17 protein-coding genes are annotated in these 19,073 nt (G+C 56.3%); 14 read left to right on the top strand and 3 right to left on the bottom strand.

Translation table 11 applies throughout. The features are described from left to right. Positions 1-5 precede the first annotated feature (5 nt). The 6 genes from lepB to acpS all read left to right on the top strand — a co-directional run bounded on the left by lepB (position 6) and on the right by acpS (position 4,677). Positions 6-980 (top strand): signal peptidase I, encoded by a 975-nt coding sequence (gene lepB, locus L383_RS11185; protein WP_014884846.1) that lies wholly within the window; start codon positions 6-8, stop codon positions 978-980. A gap of 222 nt (positions 981-1,202) precedes the next feature. Next, positions 1,203-1,883 carry a ribonuclease III gene (gene rnc / locus L383_RS11190; protein WP_010434072.1) on the top strand — a complete coding sequence of 227 codons (681 nt, stop codon included), beginning with the start codon at positions 1,203-1,205 and terminating at the stop codon, positions 1,881-1,883. Beyond that, positions 1,880-2,785: a GTPase Era gene (gene era, locus L383_RS11195; protein ID WP_006176722.1), complete on the top strand. Its 906-nt coding sequence runs from the start codon at positions 1,880-1,882 to the stop codon at positions 2,783-2,785. The genes rnc and era overlap by 4 nt, the downstream gene beginning before the upstream one ends. Positions 2,786-2,803: 18 nt before the next feature. Next, positions 2,804-3,511, top strand: coding sequence for a DNA repair protein RecO (gene recO / locus L383_RS11200; protein ID WP_023331096.1), 708 nt, complete (start codon positions 2,804-2,806; stop codon positions 3,509-3,511). 54 nt (positions 3,512-3,565) lie between these two features. Continuing rightward, positions 3,566-4,297 carry a pyridoxine 5'-phosphate synthase gene (pdxJ, locus tag L383_RS11205; RefSeq protein WP_023331095.1) on the top strand — a complete coding sequence of 244 codons (732 nt, stop codon included), beginning with the start codon at positions 3,566-3,568 and terminating at the stop codon, positions 4,295-4,297. Further along, positions 4,297-4,677: a holo-ACP synthase gene (gene acpS, locus L383_RS11210; protein ID WP_023331094.1), complete on the top strand. Its 381-nt coding sequence runs from the start codon at positions 4,297-4,299 to the stop codon at positions 4,675-4,677. The genes pdxJ and acpS overlap by 1 nt, the downstream gene beginning before the upstream one ends. On the opposite strand, the gene L383_RS11215 is transcribed toward acpS, so the two are convergent. Beyond that, positions 4,674-4,934, bottom strand: a complete 261-nt coding sequence (locus tag L383_RS11215; RefSeq protein ID WP_014884842.1) for a YfhL family 4Fe-4S dicluster ferredoxin — start codon at positions 4,932-4,934, stop codon at positions 4,674-4,676. The two genes, acpS and L383_RS11215, sit on opposite strands and share 4 nt — an antisense overlap. A 56-nt stretch (positions 4,935-4,990) precedes the next feature. Beyond that, entirely contained in the window at positions 4,991-5,839 is an 849-nt protein-coding gene (locus L383_RS11220) for a MurR/RpiR family transcriptional regulator (protein ID WP_014884841.1), read from the bottom strand. Between the two features lie 118 nt (positions 5,840-5,957). Here L383_RS11220 and murQ point away from each other — a divergent pair, with 118 nt between their 5' ends. The 4 genes from murQ to tadA are packed head-to-tail and all read left to right on the top strand — an operon-like array spanning position 5,958 to position 9,427. Then, entirely contained in the window at positions 5,958-6,851 is an 894-nt protein-coding gene (gene murQ, locus L383_RS11225; RefSeq protein ID WP_023331093.1) for an N-acetylmuramic acid 6-phosphate etherase, read from the top strand. Between the two features lie 11 nt (positions 6,852-6,862). Further along, entirely contained in the window at positions 6,863-8,224 is a 1,362-nt protein-coding gene (locus tag L383_RS11230; protein ID WP_014884839.1) for a PTS transporter subunit EIIC, read from the top strand. A gap of 3 nt (positions 8,225-8,227) precedes the next feature. Beyond that, positions 8,228-8,863 carry a phosphatidylglycerophosphatase C gene (yfhb, locus tag L383_RS11235; RefSeq protein ID WP_023331092.1) on the top strand — a complete coding sequence of 212 codons (636 nt, stop codon included), beginning with the start codon at positions 8,228-8,230 and terminating at the stop codon, positions 8,861-8,863. A gap of 24 nt (positions 8,864-8,887) precedes the next feature. Further along, complete coding sequence (tadA, locus tag L383_RS11240) at positions 8,888-9,427, top strand: tRNA adenosine(34) deaminase TadA (protein WP_014884837.1); 540 nt, start codon at positions 8,888-8,890, stop codon at positions 9,425-9,427. On the opposite strand, the gene mltF is transcribed toward tadA, so the two are convergent. Continuing rightward, entirely contained in the window at positions 9,315-10,865 is a 1,551-nt protein-coding gene (gene mltF / locus L383_RS11245) for a membrane-bound lytic murein transglycosylase MltF (protein ID WP_014884836.1), read from the bottom strand. The two genes, tadA and mltF, sit on opposite strands and share 113 nt — an antisense overlap. Positions 10,866-11,133: 268 nt before the next feature. Here mltF and purL point away from each other — a divergent pair, with 268 nt between their 5' ends. The 4 genes from purL to glrR all read left to right on the top strand — a co-directional run bounded on the left by purL (position 11,134) and on the right by glrR (position 19,044). Continuing rightward, complete coding sequence (gene purL / locus L383_RS11250) at positions 11,134-15,021, top strand: phosphoribosylformylglycinamidine synthase (protein ID WP_023331091.1); 3,888 nt, start codon at positions 11,134-11,136, stop codon at positions 15,019-15,021. Positions 15,022-15,553: 532 nt separating this feature from the next. Next, positions 15,554-16,981: a two component system sensor histidine kinase QseE/GlrK gene (gene qseE, locus L383_RS11255; protein ID WP_014884834.1), complete on the top strand. Its 1,428-nt coding sequence runs from the start codon at positions 15,554-15,556 to the stop codon at positions 16,979-16,981. A gap of 1 nt (position 16,982) precedes the next feature. Then, complete coding sequence (gene qseG, locus L383_RS11260; protein WP_023331090.1) at positions 16,983-17,720, top strand: two-component system QseEF-associated lipoprotein QseG; 738 nt, start codon at positions 16,983-16,985, stop codon at positions 17,718-17,720. Next, complete coding sequence (glrR, locus tag L383_RS11265; protein ID WP_014884832.1) at positions 17,707-19,044, top strand: two-component system response regulator GlrR; 1,338 nt, start codon at positions 17,707-17,709, stop codon at positions 19,042-19,044. Before qseG ends, glrR begins: the two co-directional genes overlap by 14 nt. The last annotated feature ends 29 nt before the right edge of the window (positions 19,045-19,073 follow it).

The raw sequence follows: 19,073 nt of genomic DNA, 5'->3' as shown, positions 1-19,073 counted from the left end.
TTGGCATGGCGAACATGTTTGCCCTGATCCTGGTCATTGCTACCCTGGTGACAGGTCTGCTGTGGTGTCTGGATAAGTTTATCTTCGCCCCAAAACGCCGTGAGCGTCAGGCTGCCGCACAGGCAGCCACTGGCGACCAGCTGGATGCGAAAACCCTGAAAAAAGTCGGCCCGAAACCGGGCTGGCTGGAAACGGGCGCCTCGGTATTCCCGGTGCTGGCCATTGTGCTGGTGGTGCGATCGTTTATTTACGAGCCGTTCCAGATCCCATCCGGTTCAATGATGCCAACGCTGCTGATTGGTGATTTTATTCTGGTAGAGAAGTTTGCCTACGGCATTAAAGATCCTATCTACCAGAAAACGCTGATCGAAACCGGTCATCCGAAGCGTGGCGACATCGTGGTGTTCAAATACCCGGAAGATCCGCGTCTGGACTACATCAAGCGTGCGGTTGGCCTGCCGGGTGATAAAGTGACCTACGATCCGGTCGCCAAGGAAGTTACCGTTCAGCCGGGCTGCAGTTCTGGCACCGCGTGTGAAAACGCACTGCCCATCACCTACTCAAACGTTGAGCCGAGTGATTTTGTGCAGACCTTTGCCCGTCGTAACGGCGGTGAAGCGACCAGCGGGTTCTTCCAGGTGCCAAAAGGCGAAACCAAAGAGAACGGTATTCGTCTGGTCGAGCGCAAAGAGACGCTGGGTGATGTGACTCACCGTATCCTCACGGTGCCAATCGCGCAGGATCAGGTGGGTATGTATTATCAGCAGCCGGGTCAGCAGCTGGCGAGCTGGATTGTACCGCCGGGACATTACTTCATGATGGGGGATAACCGCGATAATTCTGCGGACAGCCGTTACTGGGGATTTGTGCCTGAGGCGAATTTGGTCGGTAAAGCCACCGCAATCTGGATGAGTTTTGAGAAACAGGAAGGCGAATGGCCTACCGGTGTACGCCTGAATCGCATTGGCGGAATCCATTAATTCTCAATAAATGAACGCGTAGCCGCTTTAATTAGCGGCTACGTGAATTATTTCCTCGATAAATCTCTTTGAACTAACGACATCCCCTGTCGTTGTGTATAGAATATTCCCCCGAAGTTTAAGGTTGGCCCTGCAAGGGTGCCACGGCACACGAAACCGCGTTGGTTTTCTCAGGTCGGTTTCGTGTGCTGCATTTTTGACGCATTCATTTATTGGTATCGCATGAACCCCATCGTAATTAATCGGCTTCAACGGAAGCTGGGCTACACTTTTCATCATCAGGAGTTGTTGCAACAGGCATTAACCCACCGCAGTGCCAGCAGCAAGCATAATGAGCGTCTTGAGTTTTTAGGCGACTCAATTTTAAGTTTCGTGATTGCGAATGCGCTTTATCATCGTTTCCCGCGTGTTGACGAGGGGGATATGAGCCGCATGCGTGCCACGCTGGTTCGGGGGAATACCCTTGCGGAAATCGCGCGCGAATTTGAACTGGGCGAATGTCTGCGTCTTGGGCCGGGTGAACTGAAAAGCGGCGGCTTCCGTCGTGAATCTATTCTTGCCGATACGGTCGAAGCATTAATTGGTGGTGTGTTCCTGGACAGCGATATCCAGACCGTAGAAAAGCTGATCCTCAACTGGTATCAGAGCCGTCTGGACGAAATCAGCCCGGGCGATAAACAAAAAGATCCGAAAACGCGTCTGCAGGAATATTTGCAGGGCCGTCATCTGCCGCTGCCATCTTATCTGGTGGTGCAGGTACGTGGTGAAGCGCACGATCAGGAATTTACCATCCATTGCCAGGTCAGTGGCCTGAGTGAACCGGTGGTGGGCACAGGTTCAAGCCGTCGTAAGGCTGAACAGGCTGCCGCCGAACAGGCGTTAAAAATGCTGGAGCTGGAATGAGCGAAGAAAAAACGTATTGCGGATTTATTGCCATCGTCGGACGTCCGAACGTCGGCAAATCCACCCTGCTGAATAATCTGCTTGGGCAGAAGATTTCTATTACCTCGCGTAAGGCGCAGACCACGCGTCACCGCATTGTCGGCATCCATACTGAAGGCGCGTATCAGGCGATCTACGTCGATACTCCGGGCCTGCACATGGAAGAGAAGCGTGCCATTAACCGTCTGATGAACAAAGCGGCGAGCAGCTCGATTGGTGATGTAGAACTGGTCATTTTCGTTGTGGAAGGCACCCGCTGGACGCCGGACGACGAGATGGTACTGAACAAGCTACGTGACGGCAAAACGCCGGTCATCCTCGCGGTCAATAAAGTTGACAACGTGCAGGAAAAGGCTGACCTGCTGCCGCATCTTCAGTGGCTGGGCAGCCAGATGAACTTCCTCGATATCGTTCCGCTGTCTGCAGAGACTGGCCTGAACGTCGATACCATCGCGGGCATCGTGCGTAAGCATCTTCCGGAAGCGATTCATCACTTCCCGGAAGACTACATCACCGATCGTTCTCAGCGCTTTATGGCGTCTGAAATCATCCGTGAAAAGCTGATGCGTTTCCTGGGCGCGGAACTGCCGTACTCTGTGACGGTGGAGATCGAGCGTTTCCAGACCAACGAGCGCGGCGGCTACGACATTAACGGCCTGATCCTCGTTGAGCGTGAGGGGCAGAAGAAGATGGTGATCGGCAACAAAGGTGCCAAGATCAAAACCATCGGTATTGAAGCCCGTAAAGACATGATGGAGATGTTTGAAGCGCCAGTTCACCTGGAGCTGTGGGTGAAAGTGAAATCTGGCTGGGCCGATGATGAGCGTGCTCTGCGCAGCCTCGGTTACGGCGAAGACCAGTAACCTAAGACGACGAGTATGATGGAAGGATGGCAGCGCGCCTTCGTCCTGCATAGTCGTCCCTGGAGCGAAACCAGCCTGATGCTGGACGTCTTCACGGAAGAGTCCGGTCGCGTGCGCCTTGTAGCGAAAGGCGCACGTTCCAAACGTTCTAATCTGAAAGGTGCCCTACAGCCTTTCACGCCGCTGCTGGTCCGCTTTGGTGGGCGAGGGGAAGTGAAAACCCTGCGCAGCGCTGAAGCCGTCTCCCTGGCGCTTCCTCTTTCTGGTATCACCCTGTACAGCGGTCTGTATGTCAATGAACTCATCTCACGGGTTCTTGAACATGAGACTCGCTTCTCTGAACTTTTCTTCGATTATCTGCACTGTATCCAGGCCCTCGCAGGGGCAACCGGCACGCCTGAACCTGCCTTGCGACGTTTTGAACTGGCGCTGCTGGGGCATCTGGGATACGGCGTCGATTTTCTGCATTGTGCGGGAAGCGGAGACGAAGTCGAAGACGCGATGACCTACCGCTATCGGGAAGAAAAAGGGTTTATCGCCAGTATCGTGATTGATAACAGTACCTTTACCGGGCGCCAGCTTCGGGCGCTTTATGCGCGCGAGTTTCCCGATCAGGACACCCTGCGCGCAGCAAAACGCTTTACCCGGATCGCCCTCAAGCCGTATCTTGGCGGCAAGCCCTTAAAGAGCCGCGAATTATTCAGGCAGTTTATGCCGAAACGTTAACGTTGCCCTCTCCCGGAGGGGGAAGGGAAATGAACCAAAATACCGAGGATTGTCATGGCTGAATTACTGTTAGGCGTCAATATTGATCACATTGCCACGCTGCGTAACGCACGCGGCACGGCTTATCCCGATCCGGTTCAGGCGGCATTTATCGCCGAACAGGCTGGCGCCGACGGCATTACCGTTCACCTGCGTGAAGACCGCCGCCACATCACCGACCGCGACGTGCGTATTCTGCGTCAGACGCTTGATACGCGTATGAATCTGGAGATGGCGGTCACGGAAGAGATGCTGGCCATTGCCTGCGAGACTCAACCCCATTTCTGCTGCCTGGTGCCGGAAAAGCGTCAGGAAGTGACCACCGAAGGCGGTCTGGATGTGGCTGGGCAGATCGATAAAATGCGCGATGCCTGCAAACGTCTGGCGGATGCCGGTATCCTGGTTTCCCTGTTTATCGATGCTGACTTCGCGCAGATCAAAGCCGCAGCGGACGTTGGCGCGCCGTATATCGAAATTCACACTGGCTGCTATGCCGATGCCAAAAACGATGCTGAGCAAGCCAAAGAGCTGGAGCGTATTGCCAAAGCGGCCACCTACGCGGCGAGCCTGGGGCTGAAGGTTAACGCCGGACACGGCCTGACCTACCATAACGTTAAGGCTATCGCTGCCCTGCCGGAGATGCATGAGCTGAATATCGGTCATGCGATTATTGGTCGTGCTGTGATGAGCGGCCTGAAAGAGGCGGTCTCAGAAATGAAACGCCTGATGCTGGAAGCGCGTCAGTAATGGCCATTCTGGGCTTAGGCACTGATATCGTTGAGATAGCCCGCATAGAAGCGGTGATCGCCCGTAGCGGCGAGCGCCTGGCAAGACGCGTGCTCAGCGATAACGAATGGGCCATCTGGGAAGCGCATCAGCAGCCGGTGCGCTTTCTGGCAAAACGTTTTGCGGTAAAAGAGGCGGCAGCCAAAGCGTTCGGTACGGGCATTCGTAACGGCCTGGCGTTTAATCAGTTTGAAGTATTTAACGACGAACTGGGCAAGCCGCGCCTGCGGTTATGGGGCGAGGCGCAAAAGTTTGCGGAGAAACTGGGCGTGAATCACATGCATGTGACGCTCGCGGACGAACGTCACTACGCCTGCGCAACGGTGATTATTGAAAGCTAGAGTTTGTCCGCGTGGTGCAGCAAGACAAACTTATCCCACAGCTGCTCTTCACTCTCAACGTGTGCCGGATCCTTCAGGATGGTATTCGGGATCGGGCACACTTTCTGACAGGTCGGCGTTTCATAGTGGCCGACGCATTCGGTGCAGCGGTCGCTGTTAATCTCATAAATGCTGTCGCCCATCGAAATCGCCTGGTTCGGGCATTCCGGTTCGCACATATCGCAATTGATGCATTTTTTGGTAATTAACAGCGCCATCAGGAAATTCTCAGAAACATCACAAACAGGGCGGGCATTATACGCTCATTCCTTACTCAGACCAGTTTTTTTACCAGCTCTTCACTATGGCGAATGCGCTCTGGCGCCCGCTCTAAATCCTGCTGCACCAGCGCCATAAACAGCAGGTCCGTCAGCATCATTTGCGCACTGGTTGACGAGATCGCCGCGCTGCGCGTGGCCTGCTCTTCGGCAATGGTATACAGACAGCGCGTGGCCCGCTGTTGCAGGGCATTCGGGGTGAACCCGGTGATGGCGAGGATTTTGCCGCCGACGCGCAGCACTTCGTCCGTTGCCATGTTAATCTCGCGGCGCTCACCGGAATAGGAGATGGCCAGCAGCAGATCTTCAGGATCCATCGCCTGCACGGTCGCCAGCAGGGCGTGCATATCCTGCTCGACAATCGCGTTAAAACCGATTTTGGTCAGCTTCCAGCCAAAATTACGCGCCACCAGGCCGGATGCGCCAATACCGGTTAAAATAATACGCCGCGCCGCTCGCAGCATCGCCACGCTTTCCAGTAACTTCTCTTCGGTATTCACGTCGAGGGTGGCATGCATGGCCGCGACGTTCTCTTTAATCAGCTTTTCCCCGACCACACGCATTGGATCATCCCCGCGGATCTGGTTATGCACCGGCATAGATTGCGGGTTGGGATTACTCACCAGCGCTTCGCTAATTGCCAGCTTAAGGGCAGGGAAGCCTTTAAAACCGATCTTCTGGGCAAATTTCACCACGCTTGACTGACTTACCCCGGCTTCGCTTGCCAGCTGTTGCGAGCTGAGATGACGGGCGCGGTCAGGCTGAGAAAGCAGAAAGTCCGCCAGTTTTTTGTCGCTTTGAGCAAAGCCGGCGTAGCGCTGGCGAATGCGAATTAAACAGTTCATAAGTACTCCCGGCGGAAATGTGATTGTCTACGCAAATACGAATTTTGCTCGCCTGAATGAATTTTATATTCCATTATAGTGTGATTATTATGAATTAAAAATTCTTGAGGTACAAAAAATGAATCTTGGCTCACTTGTTTCTGAAACGCGTAACCCGCAAACCATGGATCTGGATGCGCTCTCTACTCTGGAGCTGGTTAACCACTTTAATCAACAGGATACGCTGGTCGCGCAGGCAGTGAAAGAGACATTACCTGAGGTAGCGAAAGCGGTCGATGCGGCGGCGGAAGCCCTCAAAGCAGGTGGCCGCATTATCTACATGGGTGCCGGTACCAGCGGCCGTCTCGGCGTGCTGGACGCCTCCGAATGTCCGCCAACGTTTGGCGTGCCGCATGGGCTGGTGGTCGGGCTGATTGCGGGGGGGCCTGGTGCGCTGCTGAAAGCCGTTGAAGGGGCGGAAGATAACAAACAGCTGGGTGAGGATGACCTGAAGGCACTTACTCTGACGGCGAACGATCTGGTCGTCGGGCTGGCGGCATCCGGGCGCACGCCGTACGTCATTGGCGGTCTGGAATACGCCAACCAGACCGGCTGCACGACGGTCGCCATCTCCTGTAACCCCGGCTCTCCAATCGCTCAGGTGGCCGCCATCGCCATCTCCCCGGTTGTCGGGCCAGAAGCGCTCACCGGCTCCACGCGCCTGAAATCCGGTACCGCGCAAAAGCTGGTGCTCAATATGATCTCCACCGGTGCGATGGTGAAGTTCGGCAAGGTGTATCAGAACCTGATGGTGGATATGCAGGCCACTAACGTCAAGCTGGTGGACAGAGCCTGCCGTATGGTGATGGAGGCGACAGGCGCAAGCCGTGAAGAGGCAGAAGCGGTCCTCCAACAGACCGATCACGATGTTAAACCCGCCATATTGATGATCTTAAGTGGGCTGGATGCGGCGGCCGCGCGAGCCAGACTCGATGCGCATAATGGCTTCTTACGGGCGGCATTAGAAAACTAACAGAGGCGTGTATGGACAAAACAGCAGCGCTCGCCAGCGATATCCTGCGAGGGATCGGCGGAGAAGAGAATATTCAGCGTCTGGAAAACTGCATGACGCGCGTGCGCGTCGAGGTGCATAACGACGACCAGCTGGATGTGCCGGGCCTGAAGAAGCTTTCCGGTGTCAGCGGTTACGTGAAGCAGGGGCAGCAACACCAGCTGATCGTCGGGCCGGGGAAAGCGGCGCAGGTGGTTGATGCTATGCGCGCGCTGATGGGCGGCGGCGCGAGTGTGACGCTCGACGATGCTGCGCGCACCAAAGCGCAGGCGAAGGCGAAATACAAAGCCCCCATGAGCGACGCGCTACGACAGCTGGCAAATGTCTTTATCCCGCTGATCCCGGCGTTTATTGCTTCCGGCTTGATCACCGGGATTATCAATATTCTCAAGCGTCCGGATATCGTCGGGGACTTTGCCACCCAGTATCCGAACCTGTTGGGTATTCTGGGGATCTTCGGCAGCGCGGTGTTTGCCATTATGAACATTCTGGTCGGGGTGAATACCGCCAAAGTGTTTGGCGGTTCGCTGGCGATGGGGGGCGTGATGGCGGGCATTCTCTCCAGCCCGCAGCTGGCGCAAATTACGCTGTTTGGCGAGGCGCTCCAGCCTGGTCGCGGCGGGGTGATTGCCGTGCTGCTGGTGGTTATCCTGATGTGCTGGATTGAGAAAAGACTTCGCGCGGTATTGCCCGGCTCGATTGAACTCATCCTCAACCCCCTGCTGACCACGTTAATTACCGGTAGTGTGGCGATTGTGGTTCTTCAGCCATTAGGGGGATGGATCTCTGATGCCATCGCTCATGGCGCGTCTCTGGCCATTGACCGCGGCGGTTTGTTAGTGGGGGCAGTGCTGTCAGGCACCTTCCTGCCGCTGGTGCTGACCGGTCTGCATCAGGGACTGGTGCCGATCCACGTCGAACTGGTGCAGGCGCACGGTTACAACGCGCTGCTGCCTATACTCTCAATGGCGGGGGTGGGGCAGGTCGGTGCGGCGATTGCCGTACTGCTGAAAACCCGCAACGCACGCCTGAAAAAAGTGATTAAAGGCGCGCTTCCGGTTGGATTGCTCGGCATTGGCGAACCTCTGATTTTTGGCGTCACGTTGCCGCTGGGTAAACCGTTCCTGGCTGCCTGTCTGGGCGGCGCGGTCGGCGGGGCGCTCATTAGCTACTGGAAAGTTGCTACCGTCATTACGTTTGGTCTCTCCGGTTTACCGCTGGCGTTAACTATCGTGACCGGAAAAGTGATGCTCTATCTGTTAGGCTATTCTGTAGCGGTGATCGCCGGGTTCCTGTTTACCTGGCTGTTAGGATTCAACGACCCAGAGGAGTAAGGTTTGGCAAATCACGAGCGTCGCGTTGTCTTTTTCGATCTGGATGGAACGCTGCATCAGCAGGATATGTTTGGTACGTTTATGCGCTACCTGCTGCGGCGCCAGCCTCTGAATGCGCTGCTCGTCTTACCGCTGTTACCGGCGATTGGCATCGCGCTGCTGGTGAAAGGCCGGGCGGCGCGCTGGCCGATGAGCCTGCTGCTCTGGGGATGTACGTTTGGCCACAGCGAAGCGCGGCTCAAACAGCTAGAAAAGGAGTTTGCGCACTGGTTTCGCGGTCATGTCGCCGCGTTCCCGGTTGTACAGGCGCGCCTCACCAGTTACCTCGACGCCAACGATGCCGACATCTGGTTGATCACGGGCTCCCCGCAGACGCTGGTTGAACAGGTTTATTTTGATACGCCCTGGCTGCCGCGCGTGAATCTTATCGCCACACAAATTGCCCGTGGTTACGGAGGCTGGGTACTGAGTATGCGCTGTCTGGGGCATGAAAAAGTGGTGCAGCTGGAGAAACGCATCGGCACGCCGCTGCGTCTTTACAGCGGCTACAGCGACAGCAAACAGGACAACCCGCTGCTCTATTTTTGCCAGCATCGCTGGCGCGTCACGCCCGCAGGCGAACTTCAGCAACTCGAATAGTCTTATCTATAGCGGGTGTGTATAATGCCGCCCGCTTTTAGACTGGAGTATCAACCGTTGTGCAACCCTGAACGCGATCATGAATACTGGATGCGCCATGCGCTGACGCTTGCCCAGCGCGCCTGGGACGAGGGAGAAGTGCCCGTGGGTGCCGTGCTTGTCCACAATAACCAGGTGATAGGGGAAGGGTGGAACCGCCCGATTGGCCGTCACGATCCGACTGCGCACGCTGAAATCATGGCCCTTCGTCAGGGCGGAATGGTGCTGCAAAACTATCGTCTGCTTGATACCACGCTGTATGTCACGCTTGAGCCGTGCGTGATGTGTTCCGGCGCGATGGTGCACAGCCGGATTGGTACGCTGGTCTTTGGTGCGCGGGATGAAAAAACCGGTGCGGCCGGTTCTCTGCTGGACGTGCTGGGTCATCCAGGGATGAATCACCAGGTGAAAACTATCGGTGGGGTACTTGCACCAGCGTGTTCGGCGCTATTAAGCGATTTCTTTCGAATGCGCCGTCAGCAGAAAAAGCAACAAAAGGCAGAATTGAAGTTGTCGGACGATTAAGCTCGTCCGGCGCCACAACCGGATAACTCTCAGCCAGCTGTCTTGCCTCTGTCGCCTCTTTTTCTTTCTCGAGCAGATAGCCGACCAGGCTAATCTGATACTTACGGATATTTTCCACGTAGGCGTAGGCTTCATGTCCGCGCGCGTAGCCGTAAGTCAGCTTGTTATACCACGGCTTCTGGCTTAGCAGCGGTAGACGTTGCTTTACGTCTGACCAGCTGTCGGGGTTACCTTTCGTTTTCGCGGTCAGCGCCCGCGCGTCAAGCATATGCGCGTAGCCCATATTGTAGGCTGCCAGCGCAAACCAGATCCGTTCCTCTTCCGGCACCGTTTCCGGCACTTTGGCCATCATATCCTGAAGATAGCGAGCCCCGCCGCTGATGCTCTGTTCCGCATCGGTACGGTCATTCACGCCCAGGCTCAGCGCGGTATTTTTGGTTAACATCATTAAGCCACGCACGCCGGTCGGTGAGGTGGCCTGGGTGTCCCAGTGGGACTCCTGATACGAAATAGCCGCCAGCAGTTTCCAGTCAATCTCCTGGGCGTATTTTTCGAATAATGGCTGCAGGTCTGGCAGGACGCTATCTACCGCGCGCAGGAAGCTGCGGGTGTCAACATAGTCAAAGTCATCACCGTGGCCGAGATATTTTTCCTCCAGCCGCGCCAGCGTGCCGTCTTCATTGATGGTGTTATAGAAATCGAGCATGGCCGCAGAAAGAGTCTGATCGTCATCGAGCTGACTAAACCAGGTCACCGGCTGCTCGTCGGTAACGTCGAGCGCTACGGCAATTTCAGGATGCACGCGCTGGAACAGACTGATCGCAACCGAATCGGCAATGGTGTAGGGCAGTTTCTGATCTTTTACCTGCTCCAGCAGCTCCGTTGTGCCCAGTTTCGGATCAACCTTCCAGCTCAGGTCGGGGTATTTCTTCTCTTTCAGCTCACGCAGATCCTCAATCACCACATGGCCGGGCGCAATGGTCAGCTGTTGATCGTTAATGGAGGCCAGCGTGCGTGGCCGCAGACTCCCGACGCGATAGACCAGCTGTTGCGAAACGGAGTAATAGGTCGGGCCCGGTTGATAGTTTTTGCTACGCTCACTGTTATAGACCAGACCGGCTGCCAGTATGTCGGCATCGTTGTTATCAAGGTCGTCGAACAGCTGGTTGATATTCTGGCGAACGGTAATTTTAAGCTTCACGCCAAGATAATCGGCGAACTGCTGCGCCAGTTCATAATCAAGGCCAATAATTTTGCCGTTAATGTCGCTGTAAATCAGCGGAGAGTTGAGCGTACTGACGCGCAGCTCCCCCCGCTCCTGAATGGCGGCGATACGGTTTTCGGCTTTACCGAACCAGGGGATGGAAGGCCAGAGGGCCACTGCCAGCAGCAACGTAACAATGCCGATGAGCAGATAATTAATCTTTAATTTTTTCAATTAGTTAATTCTCTGCGACGCCGGTTGCCTCAGTATGCTGTAGCCATGTTTGATAATCAGGTTTGCCATTGAATGAGCGGCATTTTGCGTAAACTTGCGCCACTTGGCAACCAATTAGAGAGACAGGTCACATCTATTGCTAAATGTCTCCGCCAATTTTATTTCCACGCAAACGGTTTCGTCGGCGCTCAGGATTCTCTATAATGACGCCCGTTTTCCCCCCTTGCGCACACTGAAAGCGCCCCGGCGCTTCGAAGACGAGAGACTTATGATGGAAATTCTGCGTGGTTCGCCTGCACTGTCTGCCTTCCGTATTAACAAACTGCTGGCACGTTTTCAGGCGGCCGACCTTCCGGTAAGCAATATTTACGCTGAGTATGTCCATTTTGCTGACCTGAATGCCCCCCTGAATGCAGAGGAGCGCGTACAGCTGGAACGCCTGCTCAAGTATGGCCCAAATCTGAGTAGCCATACGCCAACCGGCAAACTGATCCTTGCGACGCCGCGTCCGGGCACCATCTCCCCCTGGTCTTCTAAAGCCACCGACATTGCCCACAACTGCGGCCTGAGCCAGATTAACCGTCTGGAGCGCGGCGTGGCCTACTACGTTGACGCCTCGACCCTGAGCGACGCGCAGTGGCAGGCGGTTGCCGCCGAGCTGCATGACCGCATGATGGAAAGCGTGTTTGCCTCTCTTGATGACGCACAGAAGCTCTTCTCCCACCATCAGCCTGCGCCGGTACAAAGCGTAGACCTGCTGGGGCAGGGCCGTCAGGCGCTGATTGACGCTAACCTGCGTCTCGGCCTGGCGCTGGCAGAAGACGAAATCGACTACCTGCAGGATGCGTTTGTTAAGCTGAACCGCAACCCGAACGACATCGAGCTCTACATGTTCGCGCAGGCCAACTCCGAGCACTGCCGCCATAAAATTTTCAACGCCGACTGGATTATTGACGGCGAACAGCAGCCTAAATCGCTGTTCAAAATGATCAAAAACACCATGGAGCAAACCCCCGACCACGTGCTGTCTGCCTATAAAGACAATGCCGCGGTGATGGAAGGCTCCGAGGTTGGGCGCTATTTTGCTGACCACGCTACCGGTCGTTACGACTTCCATCAGGAGCCTGCGCATATCCTGATGAAAGTGGAAACCCACAACCACCCGACGGCAATTTCCCCGTGGCCGGGTGCGGCCACCGGTTCAGGCGGTGAAATCCGTGATGAAGGTGCAACGGGACGTGGTGCGAAACCAAAAGCGGGTCTGGTTGGTTTCTCCGTCTCCAACCTGCGCATCCCGGGCTTTGAGCAGCCATGGGAGGAGGATTTCGGCAAGCCAGAGCGCATTGTGACCGCGCTGGATATCATGACCGACGGTCCACTGGGCGGCGCGGCATTCAACAACGAATTTGGCCGTCCGGCACTGAACGGCTACTTCCGTACCTATGAAGAGAAAGTGGACAGTCATAACGGCGAAGAGCTGCGTGGCTATCACAAACCGATCATGCTGGCGGGTGGGATCGGCAATATCCGTGCCGATCACGTCCAGAAAGGCGAGATCGTGGTTGGCGCGAAGCTGATCGTGCTGGGCGGCCCGGCGATGAACATCGGCCTGGGCGGCGGCGCGGCATCCTCCATGACCTCCGGTCAGTCAGATGCGGATCTCGACTTTGCTTCCGTTCAGCGCGACAACCCGGAAATGGAGCGTCGCTGCCAGGAAGTCATCGACCGCTGCTGGCAGCTGGGCGACGCGAACCCGATTCTCTTTATCCATGACGTGGGCGCGGGCGGTCTGTCTAACGCCATGCCGGAGCTGGTGAGCGATGGCGGACGCGGTGGCCGCTTCAACCTGCGCGATATCCTGAGCGATGAGCCAGGCATGAGCCCGCTGGAAATCTGGTGTAACGAATCCCAGGAACGTTATGTTCTGGCGGTTGCAGCGGATCAACTGCCGCTGTTTGACGAGCTGTGCCGCCGTGAGCGCGCGCCGTATGCCGTCATCGGCGAAGCGACCGAAGAGAAGCACCTGACCCTGAGCGACACCCATTTCGACAACCAGCCGATCGATCTGCCGCTGGACGTTCTGCTCGGTAAAACGCCGAAGATGACCCGCGACGTGCAAACGCGTAAAGCAGCGGGCAAAGCGCTGGATCGCCAGGGCATCACCGTTGCAGAAGCGGTCAACCGCGTGCTGCACCTGCCGGCGGTGGCAGAGAAAACCTTCCTGGTCACCATTGGCGACCGTACCGTAACCGGTATGGTCTCGCGCGATCAGATGGTCGGCCCGTGGCAGATCCCGGTCGCGAACTGTGCCGTAACCACCGCGAGTCTCGACAGCTACTACGGTGAAGCGATGGCCCTGGGCGAACGCACGCCTGTGGCGCTGCTGGACTTCGCCGCGTCCGCCCGTCTGGCTGTGGGTGAAGCGCTGACCAACATTGCCGCGACGCAGATTGGCGATATCAAACGTATCAAGCTCTCCGCTAACTGGATGGCCGCTGCCGGTCACCCTGGCGAAGATGCGGGCCTGTATGAAGCCGTGAAAGCGGTGGGCGAAGAGCTGTGTCCTGCGCTTGGGCTGACCATTCCGGTGGGCAAAGACTCCATGTCGATGAAAACCCGCTGGCAGGAAGGCAACGAGCAGCGCGAGATCACTTCTCCGCTGTCGCTGATCATCTCCGCCTTTGCGCGCGTGGAAGACGTACGTCACACCGTGACGCCGCAGCTTGCGACCGAAGACAACGCCCTGTTGCTGATTGACCTGGGTAAAGGTCACAACGCGCTGGGTGCCACGGCGCTGGCGCAGGTTTATCGTCAGCTGGGTGATACACCGGCCGATGTGCGTGACGTGGCCCAGTTAAAAGGCTTCTACGATGCAATTCAGGCGCTGGTCGCGCAGCGTAAGCTGCTGGCCTACCACGACCGCTCCGACGGCGGACTGCTGGTCACGCTGGCAGAGATGGCCTTCACCGGCCACTGTGGTGTGGAGGCGAATATTGCCTCTCTGGGTGAAGACCGCCTGGCAGCGCTGTTCAATGAAGAGCTGGGCGCGGTGATTCAGGTGCGTGCGGCAGACCGCGATGCGGTTGAAGCCATTCTTGCGCAGCACGGTCTGGCAGACTGCGTACATTATCTGGGTAAAGCCGTACAGGGCGACCGCTTTGTCATTGAAGCTGACGGTCATGCCGTCTTCAGCGAAAGCCGCACCACGCTGCGTATGTGGTGGGCGGAAACGACCTGGCAGATGCAGCGCCTGCGTGATAACCCGGAATGTGCCGATCAGGAGCATAACGCGAAGGCTAACGACAGCGATCCAGGCCTGAACGTGAAGCTCTCCTTCGACATCAACGAAGACATCGCCGCGCCGTACATTGCGACGGGTGCACGTCCGAAGGTGGCCGTGCTGCGCGAGCAGGGCGTTAACTCCCACGTTGAAATGGCGGCTGCCTTCCACCGTGCGGGCTTTGACGCCATCGACGTTCACATGAGCGATCTGCTGGCCGGGCGTACCGGTCTGGAAGATTTCCAGGCGCTGGTGGCCTGCGGTGGTTTCTCATACGGTGACGTACTGGGCGCCGGTGAAGGCTGGGCGAAGTCCATTCTGTTTAACAGCCGCGTGCGCGACGAGTTCGAAACCTTCTTCCACCGTCCGCAAACGCTGGCGCTGGGCGTGTGTAACGGTTGCCAGATGATGTCCAACCTGCGCGAGCTTATCCCGGGCAGCGAAGCCTGGCCGCGCTTTGTGCGTAACCAGTCTGACCGCTTTGAAGCGCGCTTCAGCCTGGTGGAAGTGACACAAAGCCCATCTCTGCTGCTGCAGGGCATGGTCGGATCACAGATGCCAATCGCCGTGTCCCACGGTGAAGGTCAGGTAGAAGTGCGTGATGCAGCACATCTGGCTCAGCTTGAAAGCAAAGGTCTGGTGGCGCTGCGCTTTGTCGATAACTTCGGCAAGGTCACCGAAACCTATCCGGCTAACCCGAACGGCTCGGTCAACGGTATTACGGCAGTCACCAGCGAAAGTGGTCGTGCAACCATTATGATGCCGCACCCGGAGCGCGTGTTCCGTACCGTGAGTAACTCCTGGCACCCGGAAAACTGGGGCGAGGACAGCCCGTGGATGCGTATCTTCCGCAATGCGCGTAAACAGTTGGGTTAAGATGTAAAGCAGGTACCTTCCAGGCCCGGTAAGCGTAGCGCACCGGGCTTTTTTATGTGTGTCGCAAAATTGCGACAAAGACGGTTTGCGATTGTCTCCAAAAGGAGACATTTAACTCATTGATTTATATATGCCAGAACAGGTTCCTGTTAAGGTGTTGCTTAATAGCGACACTTAGCCTGGAAATCATTCAAACGATAATGAACAGGTGAAGTTGGTAAAATGTATATATATCAATGTGTTAATGTTTTGTTTTGCATTCTGGCACGAGTGTTGCATAATATTAACCAGTGGCTCATTCACCTTCTTATGTCAGCCCCTTCGGGACGTGCTACATAAACTTCGAATGACGCACAAAAAGGTGCCTGCCGTCCAACTACTGATCATAGCGATGCTTTATCAGGCCAGGGCGAAACGTCGAGTTAGGCACCGCCTTATTCCATAACAAAGCCGGGTTTTTACCCGGCTTTGTTGTATCTGAAGGGCAGACTCAGTTACGCTCTGCGTAAACCCCCATGAAGAGAGTAATGCGTTGAAACGCTGGCCCGTTTTTCCCCGCTCCCTGCGACAGCTCGTGATGATGGCCTTCCTGCTAATCCTGCTGCCATTGCTGATCCTCGCCTGGCAGGCGTGGCAAAGCCTTAACGCGCTGAGCGCTCAGGCCGCACTGACTAACCGCACCACGCTTATCGACGCCAGACGCAGTGAAGCGATGACCAACGCCGCGCTGGAGATGGAGCGTAGCTATCGCCAGTACTGCGTGCTTGACGATCGGACGCTGGAAAAGGTTTACCAGAGTCAGCGCAAGCGCTACAGCGAGATGCTGGACGCGCATGCGGGCGTGTTGCCCGACGACAAGCTGTATCAGGCATTGCGTCAGGATCTGAACGATCTTGCGCAGCTGCAATGCCACAATAGCGGGCCGGATGCCGCCGCCGCCGCGCGTCTTGAAGCGTTTGCTGCCGCCAACACCGAGATGGTGCAGTCAACCCGCACGGTCATTTTCTCTCGCGGTCAGCAGCTGCAGCAGGAGATAGCCGAACGCGGGCAGTTCTTCGGCTGGCAGGCACTGGTGCTTTTCCTGGTGAGTCTCGGGCTGGTTCTGCTCTTTACCCGTATGATCATCGGCCCGGTGAAGGGCATTCAGCGTATGATCAACCGTCTTGGAGAGGGGAAATCGCTCGGGGATTCGGTTTCCTTTAAGGGCCCGCGCGAGCTGCGCTCCGTTGGTCAGCGTATTATCTGGCTGTCTGAGCGTCTGGCGTGGCTGGAATCCCAGCGTCATCAGTTCCTGCGCCATATTTCCCATGAACTGAAAACGCCGCTCGCCAGCATGCGTGAAGGAACGGAGCTGCTGGCAGACGAGGTGGCAGGGCCGCTAACGCCAGAACAGAAAGAAATTGTTGAGATTCTGGATGCCAGCAGCCGCAACCTGCAAAAGCTGATTGAACAGCTGCTGGATTACAACCGCAAGCTGGCTGACGGGGCGGTCGTTCTTGAAGAGGTCGAGATTGCGCCGCTGGTGGATATGGTGATCTCCGCCCATAGCTTGCCAGCAAGAGCTAAAATGATGCATACCGGGGTGGAGTTGAGTGCGCCTGCCTGTCTCGCTGAACCGATGCTTTTAATGAGCGTTCTGGATAATCTTTACTCCAATGCGGTGCACTATGGTACTGAATCCGGTAACATTTATATCCGAAGTTATACGATGGGTTCCCGGGTGTTTATTGACGTCGCTAACACCGGCACCCCGATCCCTGATGACGAAAAAACCATGATCTTCGAACCCTTTTTCCAGGGGAGTCATCAGCGGAAGGGTGCGGTAAAAGGAAGTGGTCTGGGCTTAAGCATCGCCCGGGACTGCATACGACGCATGCAGGGTGAGCTAAACATTGCCACGGACGAACGTGCGGATGTTTGCTTCCGTATTGAACTGCCCCTGAGCCGGAAAAACCAATAAAATGAATCTAAGTCTGGTGAGTATGTCACACGTCTTTTTCCGCGCCGTACGTGCGGTGTTTTCCAGCAACACATTTCGCCTGGGTTTACCTTGTTTATTTCTGGCAGGGTGCGTTTCCCATGCGCCACAAAGTGCGATAAGCGGTAAACAAGAAGATAAATGGCCGGATAACCAGCTGGCGGATTTCCTCTCTACCCGCTGTGACGACATCTGGAATTTGTCAGGGCATGATGTCGAAAATAATCCGCTGTTCTGGCTGCGCGGAATAGATTGTGCCCAGCGTCTTGCGCCGGTGGACGCCCGTTCGAAAGCGGCGATGCTGGATGACGACACCTGGCAGGACGCTTTCAAGCGTGGAATTCTACTGGCCGATGCGAAAATCACCCCCGTCGAACGTCGGGCTAATGTGACCCGGCTGGATACCTTTACGATCGCGCTCCCGGTACAGGTACGACCGGTATACCAGCTCTGGCGGGATGGTCAGACACTACAGCTTCAGCTGTCTGAAGAGCGCTCTCGCTACAGCAAGCTCCAGCAGTCCACCGACAGCGAACTTGATACGCTGCGTCAACAGCAACAGCATTTACGCACTCAGCTGGATACCACGACGCGCAAGCTGGAAAACCTGACCGATATCGAAAGACAGCTCTCGTCGCGCAAATATCAGCCTGGTAGCGCATCCGCAGCACCGGAGAGCGACACGCAGAAACAAGAGGATGTGAAGCATGACGAGCCGTAAACCTGCCCATCTCTTACTGGTGGATGACGATCCCGGGCTGTTAAAGCTGCTGGGGATGCGTCTGGTGAGTGAAGGCTACAGCGTAGTGACTGCGGAAAGCGGACAGGAAGGTCTGAAAGTCCTTAGCCGCGAGAAAATTGATCTGGTCATCAGCGATCTGCGGATGGACGAAATGGACGGCCTGCAGCTGTTCGCGGAGATCCAGAAGCAGCAGCCGGGCATGCCGGTGATTATCCTGACGGCACACGGGTCAATTCCGGATGCCGTCGCCGCAACCCAGCAGGGCGTATTCAGCTTCCTCACCAAGCCGGTAGATAAAGACGCACTCTACAAAGCCATCGACAGCGCGCTGGAGCACGCGGCACCCTCTGGCGACGACGCATGGCGTGAATCCATTGTGACCCGCAGCCCGATCATGTTACGTCTGCTTGAGCAGGCGCGGATGGTCGCCCAGTCCGACGTCAGCGTGCTGATTAACGGCCAGAGCGGAACCGGGAAAGAGATCCTGGCGCAGGCGATCCATAACGCCAGCCCGCGCAGCAAAAATGCCTTTATTGCCATTAACTGCGGCGCGCTTCCGGAACAATTGCTTGAGTCCGAACTGTTTGGTCATGCCCGTGGCGCCTTCACCGGCGCGGTAAGCAGCCGGGAAGGGCTGTTCCAGGCCGCGGAAGGCGGCACGCTGTTCCTCGACGAGATTGGTGACATGCCTGCGCCGCTACAGGTCAAACTGCTGCGCGTGCTTCAGGAACGTAAAGTGCGCCCGCTGGGCAGCAATCGCGATATTGATATTAACGTACGAATTATTTCCGCCACCCACCGCGACTTACCAAAAGTGATGGCGCGCAACGAGTTTCGTGAAGACCTCTACTACCGTCTGAACGTGGTGAATCTCAAAATCCCGGCACTGGCAGAGCGTGCTGAAGATATTCCGCTGCTGGCGAATCACCTGTTGCGCCAGGCGGCCGATCGCCATAAACCGTTTGTCCGCGCGTTTTCCACCGATGCGATGAAACGGCTGATGGCGGCCAGCTGGCCGGGTAACGTTCGCCAGCTGGTAAACGTGATTGAGCAGTGTGTGGCGTTGACGTCATCGCCCGTTATCAGCGATGCGCTGGTGGAGCAGGCGCTGGAAGGGGAAAACACGGCCTTGCCGACGTTCGCCGAAGCGCGTAACCAGTTCGAGCTGAACTATCTGCGCAAGCTGCTGCAGATCACCAAAGGCAACGTGACCCACGCAGCGCGAATGGCCGGACGCAACCGCACTGAGTTTTACAAGCTGCTCTCACGCCACGAGCTGGAAGCAAACGATTTTAAAGAGTAATGCCGTATGGTACTGTGAGCAATCGATTA

It is taken from the genome of Enterobacter sp. MGH 37, from assembly GCF_000534515.1.
Taxonomy (GTDB): domain Bacteria; phylum Pseudomonadota; class Gammaproteobacteria; order Enterobacterales; family Enterobacteriaceae; genus Enterobacter; species Enterobacter kobei.
This window is presented reverse-complemented; position numbering and strand designations above follow the sequence as displayed.

Coding starts and splice junctions, on each gene's coding strand:
- lepB (WP_014884846.1), top strand. CDS start 6: ATGGCGAACATGTTTGCCCTGATCCTGGTCATTGCTACCCTGGTGACA.
- qseG (WP_023331090.1), top strand. CDS start 16,983: ATGAATCTAAGTCTGGTGAGTATGTCACACGTCTTTTTCCGCGCCGTA.
- L383_RS11215 (WP_014884842.1), bottom strand. CDS start 4,934: ATGGCGCTGTTAATTACCAAAAAATGCATCAATTGCGATATGTGCGAA.
- recO (WP_023331096.1), top strand. CDS start 2,804: ATGGAAGGATGGCAGCGCGCCTTCGTCCTGCATAGTCGTCCCTGGAGC.
- era (WP_006176722.1), top strand. CDS start 1,880: ATGAGCGAAGAAAAAACGTATTGCGGATTTATTGCCATCGTCGGACGT.
- purL (WP_023331091.1), top strand. CDS start 11,134: ATGATGGAAATTCTGCGTGGTTCGCCTGCACTGTCTGCCTTCCGTATT.
- murQ (WP_023331093.1), top strand. CDS start 5,958: ATGAATCTTGGCTCACTTGTTTCTGAAACGCGTAACCCGCAAACCATG.
- glrR (WP_014884832.1), top strand. CDS start 17,707: ATGACGAGCCGTAAACCTGCCCATCTCTTACTGGTGGATGACGATCCC.
- acpS (WP_023331094.1), top strand. CDS start 4,297: ATGGCCATTCTGGGCTTAGGCACTGATATCGTTGAGATAGCCCGCATA.
- L383_RS11220 (WP_014884841.1), bottom strand. CDS start 5,839: ATGAACTGTTTAATTCGCATTCGCCAGCGCTACGCCGGCTTTGCTCAA.
- tadA (WP_014884837.1), top strand. CDS start 8,888: ATGCCGCCCGCTTTTAGACTGGAGTATCAACCGTTGTGCAACCCTGAA.
- L383_RS11230 (WP_014884839.1), top strand. CDS start 6,863: ATGGACAAAACAGCAGCGCTCGCCAGCGATATCCTGCGAGGGATCGGC.
- pdxJ (WP_023331095.1), top strand. CDS start 3,566: ATGGCTGAATTACTGTTAGGCGTCAATATTGATCACATTGCCACGCTG.
- rnc (WP_010434072.1), top strand. CDS start 1,203: ATGAACCCCATCGTAATTAATCGGCTTCAACGGAAGCTGGGCTACACT.